Genomic DNA, 12,637 nt, shown 5'->3' with positions numbered 1-12,637 from the left:
TTAGCCGTAGACCGGGAAGCGCTGGGTCAGCTCGGCGACCTGAGCCTTCACGCGCTCGATCGTCGCGGCGTCTTCCGGGTTGTCCAGCACGTCGGCGATCAGGTTGCCGACCTGCTCGGCTTCCTTCACGCCGAAGCCGCGCGTGGTCATGGCCGGCGAACCGAGGCGGATGCCCGAGGTCACGAACGGCTTTTCCGGATCGTTCGGGATCGCGTTCTTGTTGACCGTGATGTGCGCCGCGCCGAGTGCCGCTTCCGCAGCCTTGCCGGTGATTTTCTTCGCGCGCAGGTCGACCAGCATCACGTGGCTTTCGGTGCGGCCCGACACGATGCGCAGACCGCGCTTGACCAGCGTTTCAGCGAGCACGCGCGCGTTCTCGACGACCTGCTGCTGATACACCTTGAATTCCGGCGACAGCGCTTCCTTGAACGCGACGGCCTTCGCGGCGATCACGTGCATCAGCGGACCGCCCTGGATGCCCGGGAAAATCGCCGAGTTGATCGGCTTCTCGAACTCGGCCTTCATCAGGATCACGCCGCCGCGCGGGCCGCGCAGGCTCTTGTGCGTGGTGGTGGTGACGAAATCGGCGTGCGGCACCGGGTTCGGATAAACGCCCGCGGCGACGAGACCGGCGTAGTGCGCCATGTCGACCATGAAGTAGGCGCCAACCGACTTCGCGATCTTCGACATGCGTTCGAAATCGATGCGCAGCGCAAACGCGGATGCGCCCGCCACGATCAGCTTCGGCTTGTGTTCCTGCGCAAGCTTTTCAGCCGCGTCGTAGTCGATGTCTTCGGCTTCGTTCAGGCCGTAGCTGACCACGTTGAACCACTTGCCCGACATGTTGACCGGCGAGCCGTGCGTGAGGTGACCGCCGTGCGCGAGGCTCATGCCCATGATCGTGTCGCCCGGCTTGAGCATCGCGAAGAACACGCCCTGGTTCGCCTGCGAGCCCGAGTTCGGCTGCACGTTCGCGGCTTCGGCGCCGAACAGTTGCTTCACGCGATCGATCGCCAGCTGCTCGGCGACGTCGACGTATTCGCAGCCGCCGTAGTAGCGCTTGCCCGGATACCCTTCGGCGTACTTGTTCGTGAGTTGCGAGCCTTGCGCGGCCATCACGGCCGGGCTCGTGTAGTTTTCCGACGCGATCAGTTCGATGTGCTCTTCCTGACGGCGGTTTTCCTGCTCGATGACCTTCCAGAGTTCAGGATCGACGTTGGCGATGGTGCTTTGGGCTCTGTCAAACATACGGGTTCCGTTGAGTGTTTTCAGGTTGACCGGATCGCGCGCCGAATCCTGCGTAGAAGGTACACAGCGGGGTACGCAGCGCTGCCGGCGGCGAGGCCTGCCGTGACGTCGCGAGTGGAGAGACGCCGAACACGCGAGGCAGGCCAGCCACCGTTAGCGCAGATCGAAGCGCACGGTTCACGGCTGCCCAGGCGAACGGCAAAACGGCACCCTGCGCTTCACGGTGGGTTGTTCCACCTTGAACCCGATTGGTTGAATCGGCTGAGTCGGACGACTCGGTTCTATCGCCAGTCACGCAGGGTCGAGCGCGTTAGTGTATTGGAAGAGGCCCGAATAGGCAACCAGCTTGCCGGCGCTCGGACGGCCGCTGGCGGGGCATCCAGCCGGATCGACGGGTGCGCCGCGCAACCCTTCGCCGAAAGTGCGCCGGGCGCGCCGCGCACCCGTTGCGCCCCGCCGCGACGCTCGCCGATCCGGCTCGTGCATCCTTGCCGCAGCGCCGCAATGGAAGTAGGCTTGGGGCCTTTGTTTTTTACCGACCAGGGAACTGCAATGATCGTGTTTGTCACTGGAGCGTCGGCCGGCTTCGGCGCCGCCATCGCCCGCGCATTTGTCAAGGGTGGCCATCGTGTCGTCGCCACCGCTCGCCGCAAGGACCGCCTGCAGGCACTCGCCGACGAGCTCGGCGACGCGCTGCTGCCGTACGAGCTCGACGTGCGCGACCGCGCCGCCGTCGAAGCCGTGCCGGCCTCGCTGCCGGCCGAGTTCGCCGCGATCGACGTGCTCGTCAACAACGCCGGCCTTGCGCTCGGCACCGAGCCGGCGCAGAAGGCGAGCCTCGACGAATGGAACACCATGATCGAGACCAATTGCACCGGGCTCGTGCAGGTCACGCATGCGCTGTTGCCCGGCATGGTCGAGCGCAATCGCGGGCATGTCTTCAATCTGGGCTCGGTGGCCGGCCGCTGGCCGTATGCGGGCGGCAACGTGTATGGCGCGACCAAGGCGTTCGTGCGCCAGTTCAGCCTGAACCTGCGCGCCGACCTCGCCGGCACCGCGCTGCGCGTGACCGACATCGAGCCTGGTCTGTGCGGCGGCACCGAATTCTCGAACGTGCGCTATCGCGGCGACGACGACAAGGCCGCCAAGGTCTACGAAAACGTGCAGCCGCTGACCGCCGAAGACATCGCCGATTCGATCTACTGGATTGCCACGCGCCCGGCCCACGTCAACATCAACACGATCGAGCTGATGCCGGTCGCGCAGTCGTTCGCCGGCCTGTCCGTGCATCGCGGCTGAGATTGCGGGCGGGCGGGAACGCCCGCCGGTGCGGCAATCCGCCTCGCCATTGTCATTCACGGCTGGTTCGCGCGGCAAACGGGATCCTGCTGCTCACGGTCCCGGCGCGGCCGGCAAAGCCGGCCACAATCACCGCCGACGCCCGCCGCACGGGCCGCACACTTTGAAACAGACCCCAGGGTGTGCGTTCCGGTAGAATGCGCCGCATGAATATGTCGACCAGCCAGCCCGGCACGGAAATCGGCTACACGTGGCCCATCCGCGTGTACTACGAAGATACCGACGCCGGCGGCATCGTGTTTTACGCCAACTACCTGAAATTTTTCGAACGCGCGCGCACCGAATGGCTGCGCGCGTGCGGTGTCGACCAGCATCGGCTCGCGGAAGAAAGCGACGCGATTTTCATCGTGCGAAGTACCGCGGTCGACTATCGGGCCCCGGCCCGGCTCGACGATATCGTGGAAATTGTCAGCCGGATCGAGCGTCTTGGCCGAGCTTCGGTCGATTTCGTGCAGGAAGCGTGGCGCGAAGGCACGTTGCTTGCTACCGGCTCGGTCCGGGTTGGCTGCGTAGACCGCTTGACGCTGCGACCGGCAGCGATTCCGGCGTCGGTCCTCGCCGCCCTGCGTGGCGGGCCGGGCGTGAGCCAGCACGAGGATTGAGCAGCGGCGACATGTCAACGAACGATGCCTGCGCCTCGTTGTTAAGTGGCCAGTGAACTCATACCGGTCAGGAAACACAAAGCATGGTTCGGCTTCGAAATCGCCGAAGCTTCCGTATTGCCCACGGCAAGCTTGAAGCGGCCTTGCAGCCGGACGCCCCCTTCCCGGGACGTTAAAACGAACCTTTATGAACACTACACAAGATCTGTCGATCGTTTCACTCGTACTCAATGCGAGCCTGCTGGCCCAGGCCGTCATGGCTCTGCTGCTGTTGCTGTCGCTGCTTTCCTGGACTTTCATCTTCCGCAAGTGGTTTGCGATTCGCCGGGCGCGCGCGCAAACTGAACGCTTCGAGCGCGATTTCTGGTCGGGCGGCGACCTGCAGGCGCTGTATCAGAGCGCCGCGAACAACCGCCACACGATCGGCGCGCTCGAGCGGATTTTCGAGTCCGGCATGCGCGAATTCCTGAAAGGCAAAGAGAAGCGCCTGAACGATTCCGGCGCGATTCTCGACGGGGCGCGACGCGCGATGCGCGCCGCATTCCAGCGCGAAATGGACGTGCTCGAAGCGAACCTCGCGTTCCTCGCGTCGGTCGGCTCGGTCAGCCCGTATATCGGTCTGTTCGGCACGGTGTGGGGGATCATGAATGCGTTCCGCGGCCTCGCCAACGTTCAGCAGGCCACGCTCGCGAACGTAGCTCCTGGCATCGCCGAGGCGCTGACCGCCACCGCGATCGGCCTGTTCGCCGCGATTCCGGCCGTGGTCGCCTACAACCGCTACGCGCACGACATCGACCGCCTGGCGATCCGTTTCGAAACCTTCATCGAAGAGTTCTCGAACATCCTGCAGCGCCAGGCACAGTAAGGAGGCCACGATGGCAGGCTCCCGCTCCTCCAGCATGCGCGGCTCGCGTCAGCGGCGCGCGATGGCCGACATCAACGTCGTGCCGTACATCGACGTGATGCTCGTGCTGCTCGTGATCTTCATGGTCACGGCGCCGCTCGTCGCGCCGTCGATCGTCAATCTGCCGACCGTCGGCGGCGCCGCGCCCCAGCAGCAGACCCCGCCCGTGATCGTCAACATCCGCGCCGACGGCAACATGAGCGTCAAGTACAAGGACGACTCCGGCACCCAGCAGCAGGAAGACATGACGAAGGCTGGCCTCAACGGTTTCATCGCCGATCGGGCACAATCGCACCCCGATCAGCCCGTTGTGATCGCCGCGGACAAAACCGTGAAGTATGAAGTCGTGATGAACGTGATGTCCCAGCTGAAGGCTCAGGGCGTCAAGCGCGTTGGATTGCTCGTCAAATCGCAATGATCCGCAAGAACTCCGATTATCCGCTTCAGCCACCGCGTGAACGCGGCACCGGGCGAGCTTTTCTGTTCGCGCTGGTGATGCATGCGCTGCTCGGATTCTTCCTGTATCACGGCATCCAGTGGCAGAACAGCACGCCCGAGGGCGAGCAGGCGGAACTGTGGACCGAGGTGCCGGACTCGGCGATCCCGCGTCCGGTTCCGCCGCCGCCCGTGCCCGCGCCGGTCGTCCCTGCCCCGCCCGTGCGCGACGAGCAGGCCGACATCGCGCTGCAGGAAAAGAAGCGCCAGCAACAGGAAGCGGCTCGCGCCGCGCAACTGGCCGAACAGCAGCGCCAGCAGAAACTGAAAGAGCAGCAGGACGCGGAACTGAAACGTCAGCAGCAGCTGGCGGCCGACCAGGCGGCCCAGCTCGCCGCACAGAAAGCCGCGAAGCTCAAGCAGCAGCAGCAACAGCAGCAACAGCAGCAGGCCGAGAAGCTCAAGCAACAGCAACTCGCCGAGCAGCAGAAGCAGCAGCAGCTGAAAGAACAGCAGGAGCAGAAGCAGGCTCAGGCGGATGCTCAGAAGAAGGCTGACGCCGAGAAAGCGGCGAAGGCCAAGGCGCAAGCCGATGCGGCCGCGCAGGCGAAGAAGCAGCTCGACGCCGATCGTCGCGCGCGGCTGGCGCAGATGCAGGGCGTCGCGGGCGGCGTGGGCGGCAGCAGTACCAGCAGCAACGGACTGGGCAAGAGCGGAACGGGTAGCGGCTCGGGCGGCACGGCGGCATCGCCTGGTTACGCGGACAAGGTACGCCGGCTGGTGCTCCAGCATGTGACCTGGGGCGGCGAAACGGAAGGTCTCGAAACCGTGATCGCCGTGCGATGTTCACCGGACGGTAATCAGCTGAGCGCAAACATTATTCGCAGCAGCGGCAACTCCGCGTGGGATGCCGCCGCGTTGCGGGCGGTTAAGGCCTCCGATCCGATGCCACGGGACGTCAATGGAAAGACACCAGAATCCTTCACTATCACGTTGCGTCCGGCCGCATGATTGCAGCTGACAACTGACTAACGACCAACGCCGCGCCCCACCCAGCGCGGCGTTCCGTGGGAACGAAATAGCCGTTTTCCGGTCTGTCTGCTGTCTTTGAGTATTGAGTAAAACCGTTTTGAGGAACCCATACAGCATGAGTTTGATGACCAAGCTAGGCCTGCGAACACTCGTGGCATCGTGCCTGATCGCCGTCGGCGGCGCCGCCAACGCACAACTCAACGTCCTCGTGACGGGCGTCGGATCCACCCAGTTTCCGATCGCAACGGCGAATTTCGCCAACGAAGCGAACTCCCCGCAGCAAGTCAGCAGGATCGTGCGTGAGGACCTGCAGCGCAGCGGCAAATTCACCAATATCGACGCAGGCTCGACGCCGGTGGCCGAGACCGATTCCGTCGACCTCGGCGCATGGAAGGCCAAGGGCGCCAATGCATTCGTCGCGGGCAGCGTGAACCGTCTGCCGAGCGGCCAGTACGAAGTGCGCTTCAAGCTGTACGACACGGTCAAGGGCGAAAGCCTCGGCGGCCTCGTGCTGGTGAGCCCGGAAAGCGGCCTGCGCATGAGCGCGCACAAGGTGGCGGACTACATTTACGCGAAACTGATGGGCGATCGCGGCGTGTTCGCGACGCGCCTGTCGTACGTGATCAAGTCCGGCAACCGCTATCAGTTGCAGATCTCTGATTCGGACGGTCAGGACGCACACATCGCGCTGTCGAGCCCCGAGCCGATCATCTCGCCGGCATGGTCGCCTGACGGCACCAAGGTCGCGTACGTGTCGTTCGAGAAGAAGAAGCCGATCGTCTATATCCACGATCTGCCCACGGGCCGTCGCACCGTCGTGTCGGATCAGAAGGGCAACAACAGCGCGCCGGCCTGGTCGCCGGATGGCCGCACGCTCGCCGTCGCGCTGTCGCGCACCGGCAATACGCAGATTTTCGCGGTCAACTCGGACGGCAGCGGCCTGCGTCGTCTCACGCAGGGCAGCTCGATCGACACCGAGCCGACCTACTCTCCCGACGGTCAGTGGATCTATTTCACGAGCGACCGCGGCGGCGCACCGCAGATCTACAAGATGCCGGCGCAAGGCGAAAGCGCGGGCAACGCGCAACGCGTCACGTTTACGGGCAGCTACAACACCAGCCCCCGTGTGAGTCCTGACGGCAAGGAGCTTGCCTATATCTCGCGCGTCGGTGGTGCATTCAAGCTGTACATCCAGGACCTGCAAGGCGGAACGGCCACGGGCCTGACGGACACGACACATGACGAATCGCCGAGCTTCGCGGCGAACGGTCAGTACATTCTTTACGCCACTCAGGTGAACGGCCGTGGCGTGTTGGCCGCAGTATCGACCGACGGTCGCACTCGGCAGGTCCTGTCCGTTCAGGGTGGCAGCGTACGCGAGCCGTCCTGGGGCCCGTTTATGCAATAACGTTGATGCAATAACACAAGGAGAGTAATCAAATGATGTCCAAACTTCGTTTCGCATTCGCCGTCGTGATGGTCGGTGCATTGGCCGCATGTCACTCGGGCGTCAAGCTCGACGAAAATGCCAACAAGGGCGCTGGCGGCGCTCAACCGAACCCGAACGACGTCGCGACGGTCAACGTCGACCCGCTGAACGATCCGAACAGCCCGCTCGCGAAGCGCAGCATCTACTTCGACTTCGACAGCTACTCGGTCAAGGACGACTACCAACCGCTGCTGCAACAACACGCGCAATATCTGAAGAGCCACCCGCAGCGTCACGTGCTGATTCAAGGCAACACCGACGAGCGCGGCACCAGCGAATACAACCTGGCACTCGGCCAGAAGCGTGCTGAAGCGGTGCGTCGTTCGCTGTCGCTGATGGGCGTGTCGGATTCGCAAATGGAAGCCGTGAGCCTCGGCAAGGAAAAGCCGCTGGCAACGGGTCATGACGAAGCGTCGTGGGCACAGAACCGCCGCGCTGACCTCGTGTATCAACAGTAAGTCAACAGGTGATGAGCCGTATGACGCATCGTTTCTCCTGGCTGCGGTTTGCCGCAGCGGCCTGCGTCGCAGGCACGGCCCTCGCGGCCGTGCCCGCCCATGCGGGCATGTTCGACGACGATCAGGCCCGCCAGGCCATTCTCGATCTGCGCTCGAAGACCGATAGTCTGTCGAGTCAGCTGTCGGCGGCGCAGCGCACGATCCTCGACCAGTCCAATCGTCTCGACCAGCTCAACCAGCAGGTCGCGACGCTGCGCGGACAGAACGAGGACATGGCGAACCAGCTCACGACGCTGCAAAAGCAGCAGAAGGACTACTACACCGATCTCGACACGCGCCTGAAGAAATTCGAGCCGCAGCAGCAGACGGTGGACGGCGTCCAGGGCGACGTGCAGCCGGGTGAAACCGATGCGTTCAACGCGGCTTCACAGCAATTCCGCAGCGGCGACTTCAAGACCGCGGCGGCCTCGTTCCGCAGCTTCATCTCCAAATATCCGAACAGCCCCTATCAGCCGACCGCGCAGTACTGGCTAGGCAACGCGCTGTATGCATTGCGCGACTACAAGGGCTCGACGGCGATCTGGCAAGGCATCGTGGCCAAGTACCCGCAGCATCCGCGCGCACCGGAAGCGTTGCTCGCGATTGCGAACAATCAGCTCGAACAAGGCCAGAAGGCTGCGGCGAAAAAGACGCTCGAGCAGATCGTCGCGCAATACGCCGGCTCGGATGTCGCGCAGTCGGCGCAGAGCAAGCTGTCGCAGATCAAGTAGCGCCAGGCGGTAGATGGATCACGCTTTGATGTAGTTGGCAGTAACGCGCAGTGTCCGAAGTCATAGCCACGCGCGCCTCTCGCTGGAAAGCCCGGGTAGCGATGCCCGGGCTTTTCATTTTGGGCAGCGGGCCTCGTCGAGTTGACAGGCCGTGGGTGCGCTTATATAATCTCGCTTCTCTTTTGGGTCGTTAGCTCAGCTGGTAGAGCAGCGGACTTTTAATCCGTTGGTCACAGGTTCGAATCCCGTACGGCCTACCAAAAGATTCGAGGGCTGACATGCGAAAGCATGTCGGCCCTTTTCCTTTTCCGGCTGGAAAACGGGCACGCGTACCAACTCAGCTCAAAGCGCGCTAACCGAAAACATCGGGGCACGGCGAGCCCTTGATCATCGCATGAGTGCGTGAACCAACCAGCGGTTCGCCTACATCAGCCCGTGCGCGATGCCGCTCGCCCCCGCCCAACGCTCGTTATCGTTTGACATGCCGAAATCGGCGAGCAGTAGCGAAACGGTGGCCGAACTCGCCGTCGACCGTTTTGCATTGGCGCGCGCAAGAATGCGCTGCTCGTGCGCGTAGAAGAATTCGAGCTGGCGCGCGTCGGACGCTTTGCGCTCGAGCTCGAACACCTCCTCGAGCACGCGGCGCGACACGTGAAAACGCTGAAGTCCGCGGCCAAGCCGGATCTGAAAGACAACACCGTCGCTGTTATGCGGCACCGCTGCCCAGATAAGCGGAATGCTACTCATGAAGCCCCCGTAAGTCTGGATCTTCGTGTCAGACATAGTGACGATTTCATCCTCGCACGTACAAAAGGACGGCGCGACTCGTCAATATTGAAACCATCCTGATTTGGTATTTTCGCCACAGTGGCGGGTGTGGCGACGCAACGGTCGTTGCTTGCGAACGCACCGGTCTGGAGCGAACCCTTACTCGACAGCAGTCCGTCGATCGCGCCGCACGCTGATTCCTCGGTTACGATGCAATGCTGTCCGATTCCATTTGCCATGCTCCTTCGCTTTCTTTTGGTCACCGGCCATGCAGAAGAAACATTCGCTTTTGCGTCGGGAATGCACACGCAAGGAATATGCGGTGGCTCGTCTGCTGCTTGCCACCCGCCGCCTGATGCGCGCTGACTCAGAGGCTGAGAAGGCGCTTGCAACCTGCTGGATGAATGCATGGGCAAGCGTCATCGGCGATGCACACTTCTCTGACCTCGTCCAGGAGGTGGCCAGACCCAAAGCGAGACGGCGGTTCACGCGCAGGCCTCGCACCTGAAATCCGCCGTCGCTCGATCTGAGTTGTGACGCCGCTACTCGAGCCTCATCCACCACGACACCCCTCTTCTTCCGACGATCTGCCCAGCAATTCGCCCTACGACCCGATTCATTTGTCGTATGATTCGCCACCTCTCAGACCGGCCAGGCGTCCGCTCGCATGATCGCTTCACGACGCCTTCGAGCGTGCTGCAAGCAATAGAGAAGAACAGACGACAAAAAGGCGAGCGCGTCCCGCAACGATCGGTCTTCCCCCGCCGTTCAGGCGGTACCCATGAAAGCTGCCAAGGTAATCTGGGTAGTGGCTTTGCCGTGTCTGATCGAACGTCACAAGCCCAGGGGGTCTCTCTTCAGGGCGGCATGCTCGGCGTCGGGGTTGGCGCGGCATGGACCGTCCACTCATGGTTCGGCTTGCACGCGGACTTCAACGCGATCCATCTGTCGCACAACTTCAAGGTCGGCGGCAAGCGCTACGAAGACGGCATTCGACTGCGTCAGGGTGGTCTTTACGGCAACTCGGTTCCGACCAACGGCATGCGTTGGAGATTGGCGTTTCTTATCGCTTCTGAGGGGTAGCGCACGAAATCAGTCGCAGTCCTATAAATCTTCAGAGTACTTGGCGCCGCATCGACACCTGCGCCTTTTCTGGCTATTTATCGAGATAAAAAGATATGCAATGATCGCCGCCGAATCAGCGGAGCATGTCTGAACCTTGCGCGAGCAAACGTTCCGGAAACTCCATGGCGCATTGCTCTTTCATAGAATCGATAATGACCAACTTTCTGTTCGATCTGCTATCGAACCTCGCTTTGCTTGCCATCGTATCGATGGCCTGTCGCCTCTATAACCGGTTCGGGTCGGGCGCCGTATTGAGTGGTCCGGCAATTTTCATTGTGCTCGCACTGATCGCGTGCGTGCTCGACGGCTTGCTGACGTTTCTCGTGTTCGCCGATGCGCAGAGCCGCTACGGGCAATTCGCCAAGCCGACCTCGTTTCTCCAGCGCGCGGGCGCGTATGCGCTCTCCATCGTGGTCGCGTTCTCGTGGCATCGCATGTCGGGCCGGCGGCGCGTCGCGAAAAGCGATGCGGACGAGGCGGTCGTCATCCACACGTCACCGTATTCCGAATCGCGGCTGCACTTGTAGGCTGACTTCCCGCCGTCTTTCATCTCCTTGTCACCACGCGTGGGTGAGGCAGGAACGGTGCTTGCGCATGCGGGCGCCGTCGGCTATAACTCCCGAAGACCGCGCCTTGTGGGTCATTGCACTACCGTCGTTCAATCCGTTGATGGCAACTTATAAAGAGGAAACATCTTGGATATCGAAACCGTACGCGCATTCATCATGACCCGGGGCATCGACATCGGCACCAAGGTGCTCGGCGCAATCGTGCTGTGGATCGTCGGCCGCTGGGTCATCGGGCTGATCACGAACCTGCTACGCAAGGTGCTGTCACGCAATAACAAGATCGACCCGACGCTCGCCCACTACCTCTCGTCGATTCTCAGCGGGTTGCTGAACCTGCTGCTCGTTCTCGCGATCCTGCAAGTCTTCGGTGTGCAGACGACGTCGTTCGCCGCACTGCTCGCCGGTCTCGGCCTCGCGATCGGTACTGCGTGGGGCGGCCTGCTCGCCCACTTCGCGGCCGGCGTGTTCATGCAGGTGCTGCGGCCGTTCAAGGTCGGCGATTTCGTCACGGCTGCGGGCGTCACCGGCACCGTCACGGAATTGGGTCTGTTCGGCACGACGATCGTCACGCCGGACAACGTGACGACCATCATCGGCAACAACAAGATCTTTTCCGACACGATCTCGAACTACAGCCTGTTGCCGTTCCGGCGCGTCGAGCTGACCGCGAAGATCGCCAATGGCGTCGATCCGACCGATGCGATCGCGCGCTTGAAAGCCGCCGTCGCGAAGATTCCGAACGTGACCGAAAATCCCGCGCCGGACATCGAGGTGTTGAGCTTCACGCCGGAAGGACCGCTGCTGTGCGTGCGCCCGTATTCGTCCAACCAGAACTACTGGCAGGTCTACTTCGACACCAATCGCGCAATCGTGCAGACCTTCAAGGAAGCCGGCTATCCGACACCGGAAACGCCGCTCGCGCCGCGCGCGGTCACGCGCGATTGACGGGATCGAAGCTCCGCGCGAACGCGGCCGGCGTTCGGACCGCAGCATGAAAAAAGGCGTCGCGAGATTCGCGACGCCTTTGTGTTTTCGAGGCCCGAACTACAGCAAACAGGCGGTCCTCAACGCGGACTCGCGTTCGCGCCATTCTTGCGCAGCATCTTCCACAGCGCGCCGAGCACGACCGGCACGACCGCCGCGCCGATACCGACAAGCACGATCACATTCAGATACTGACGGATGAACGGGATGTTGCCGAAGAAATAGCCGAGCAGCACGAGCAGCAGCACCCACAACAGCGCGCCGACGACGTTGAACATCTGGAAGCGGCTCCAGGTCATCGCCGACGCACCCGCGACGAACGGCGCAAACGTCCGCACGACCGGGATGAAGCGCGCGAGCACGATCGTCTTGCCGCCGTGCTTCTCATAGAAGTTATGAGTCTTCTGCAACGCGGCGCGATCGAGAAAGCGCTCGAGTACCGGAATGTGCGTATTGAACACGCGCGGTCCGATCGCACGGCCGATCAGGTAGTTGGTGGTATTGCCGGCGACCGCGGCGATGAGCAGCAACAGGATCAGCAGCCCGAGATGCATCTGCCCGGTCGCGCAGAACGCGCCGCCGATGAACAGCAGCGAATCGCCCGGCAGAAACGGCAAAACCACGAGCCCGGTTTCGGCGAACACGATCGCGAACAGCACCACGTAGACCCAGGTGCCGTATACCTGAATGAAGTCCCCGAGAAACTTGTCGATGTGCAGGACGAGGTTGACGAAATGTAGCAACGTATCCAAGGAACGTCCTTTTTAACCAGTATGTGCGTAGAGGGAAAACGGCCGTCGCGCGACCCGGAAACAGGGGCAGCACGCGGCGGGCCGACCGCTGCGAATTGACCGCGTCATGATACCGAAAGTGCCTTGGGTCGATTAAAAATCC

15 protein-coding genes, 1 tRNA gene and 1 riboswitch are annotated in these 12,637 nt (G+C 62.4%); of the genes, 13 read left to right on the top strand and 3 right to left on the bottom strand.

Going from position 1 to position 12,637, the window contains the following annotated elements; genetic code table 11:
• A complete protein-coding gene (gene glyA, locus CI15_RS02745; protein WP_062124133.1) occupies positions 1–1,248 on the bottom strand; it encodes a serine hydroxymethyltransferase in 1,248 nt (415 codons plus the stop codon).
• 178 nt (positions 1,249–1,426) lie between these two features.
• Positions 1,427–1,553, bottom strand: a riboswitch (ZMP/ZTP riboswitch).
• A gap of 247 nt (positions 1,554–1,800) precedes the next feature.
• Between glyA and ydfG the strand changes: the two genes are divergently transcribed.
• The 9 genes from ydfG to CI15_RS02700 all read left to right on the top strand — a co-directional run bounded on the left by ydfG (position 1,801) and on the right by CI15_RS02700 (position 8,557).
• On the top strand, positions 1,801–2,547 hold the full coding sequence (ydfG, locus tag CI15_RS02740) for a bifunctional NADP-dependent 3-hydroxy acid dehydrogenase/3-hydroxypropionate dehydrogenase YdfG (RefSeq protein ID WP_062124132.1): 747 nt from the start codon (positions 1,801–1,803) through the stop codon (positions 2,545–2,547).
• 197 nt (positions 2,548–2,744) lie between these two features.
• Entirely contained in the window at positions 2,745–3,209 is a 465-nt protein-coding gene (gene ybgC / locus CI15_RS02735; protein ID WP_062124131.1) for a tol-pal system-associated acyl-CoA thioesterase, read from the top strand.
• 187 nt (positions 3,210–3,396) lie between these two features.
• Complete coding sequence (gene tolQ, locus CI15_RS02730; RefSeq protein WP_012431821.1) at positions 3,397–4,074, top strand: protein TolQ; 678 nt, start codon at positions 3,397–3,399, stop codon at positions 4,072–4,074.
• Positions 4,075–4,084: 10 nt separating this feature from the next.
• Positions 4,085–4,531, top strand: a complete 447-nt coding sequence (gene tolR, locus CI15_RS02725) for a protein TolR (protein WP_062124128.1) — start codon at positions 4,085–4,087, stop codon at positions 4,529–4,531.
• Entirely contained in the window at positions 4,528–5,559 is a 1,032-nt protein-coding gene (gene tolA, locus CI15_RS02720; protein WP_062124126.1) for a cell envelope integrity protein TolA, read from the top strand. Before tolR ends, tolA begins: the two co-directional genes overlap by 4 nt.
• Before the next feature lie 136 nt (positions 5,560–5,695).
• Positions 5,696–6,988 carry a Tol-Pal system beta propeller repeat protein TolB gene (gene tolB / locus CI15_RS02715; protein ID WP_062124124.1) on the top strand — a complete coding sequence of 431 codons (1,293 nt, stop codon included), beginning with the start codon at positions 5,696–5,698 and terminating at the stop codon, positions 6,986–6,988.
• Positions 6,989–7,020: 32 nt separating this feature from the next.
• Positions 7,021–7,527: a peptidoglycan-associated lipoprotein Pal gene (gene pal / locus CI15_RS02710; RefSeq protein ID WP_027196775.1), complete on the top strand. Its 507-nt coding sequence runs from the start codon at positions 7,021–7,023 to the stop codon at positions 7,525–7,527.
• 20 nt (positions 7,528–7,547) lie between these two features.
• Positions 7,548–8,297 carry a tol-pal system protein YbgF gene (ybgF, locus tag CI15_RS02705; protein ID WP_062124122.1) on the top strand — a complete coding sequence of 250 codons (750 nt, stop codon included), beginning with the start codon at positions 7,548–7,550 and terminating at the stop codon, positions 8,295–8,297.
• A gap of 184 nt (positions 8,298–8,481) precedes the next feature.
• Positions 8,482–8,557: transfer RNA gene (locus tag CI15_RS02700), tRNA-Lys, on the top strand.
• A gap of 163 nt (positions 8,558–8,720) precedes the next feature.
• On the opposite strand, the gene CI15_RS02695 is transcribed toward CI15_RS02700, so the two are convergent.
• Positions 8,721–9,044, bottom strand: a complete 324-nt coding sequence (locus tag CI15_RS02695; RefSeq protein ID WP_062124120.1) for a hypothetical protein — start codon at positions 9,042–9,044, stop codon at positions 8,721–8,723.
• Between the two features lie 289 nt (positions 9,045–9,333).
• On the opposite strand from CI15_RS02695, the gene CI15_RS36310 reads away from it, so the two are divergent.
• From CI15_RS36310 to CI15_RS02680, 4 genes are all read left to right on the top strand, one after another.
• Positions 9,334–9,573, top strand: a complete 240-nt coding sequence (locus tag CI15_RS36310; RefSeq protein ID WP_153041037.1) for a hypothetical protein — start codon at positions 9,334–9,336, stop codon at positions 9,571–9,573.
• A gap of 311 nt (positions 9,574–9,884) precedes the next feature.
• A complete protein-coding gene (locus CI15_RS02690) occupies positions 9,885–10,148 on the top strand; it encodes a hypothetical protein (protein ID WP_153041036.1) in 264 nt (87 codons plus the stop codon).
• A 194-nt stretch (positions 10,149–10,342) separates the two neighbouring features.
• Entirely contained in the window at positions 10,343–10,717 is a 375-nt protein-coding gene (locus tag CI15_RS02685) for a hypothetical protein (protein WP_062124117.1), read from the top strand.
• A 168-nt stretch (positions 10,718–10,885) separates the two neighbouring features.
• Positions 10,886–11,704 carry a mechanosensitive ion channel family protein gene (locus tag CI15_RS02680; RefSeq protein WP_062124115.1) on the top strand — a complete coding sequence of 273 codons (819 nt, stop codon included), beginning with the start codon at positions 10,886–10,888 and terminating at the stop codon, positions 11,702–11,704.
• 119 nt (positions 11,705–11,823) lie between these two features.
• Here the strand turns inward: CI15_RS02680 and CI15_RS02675 are convergent, their stop codons facing one another.
• Positions 11,824–12,495 carry a VTT domain-containing protein gene (locus tag CI15_RS02675; RefSeq protein WP_062124113.1) on the bottom strand — a complete coding sequence of 224 codons (672 nt, stop codon included), beginning with the start codon at positions 12,493–12,495 and terminating at the stop codon, positions 11,824–11,826.
• Between the last annotated feature and the right edge of the window lie 142 nt (positions 12,496–12,637).

Origin of the sequence: Paraburkholderia monticola, from assembly GCF_001580545.1 — a bacterium.
Taxonomy (GTDB): domain Bacteria; phylum Pseudomonadota; class Gammaproteobacteria; order Burkholderiales; family Burkholderiaceae; genus Paraburkholderia; species Paraburkholderia monticola.
The sequence above is the reverse complement of the archived record's forward strand: the minus strand, read 5'-3'. Positions and strand labels throughout refer to the sequence as shown.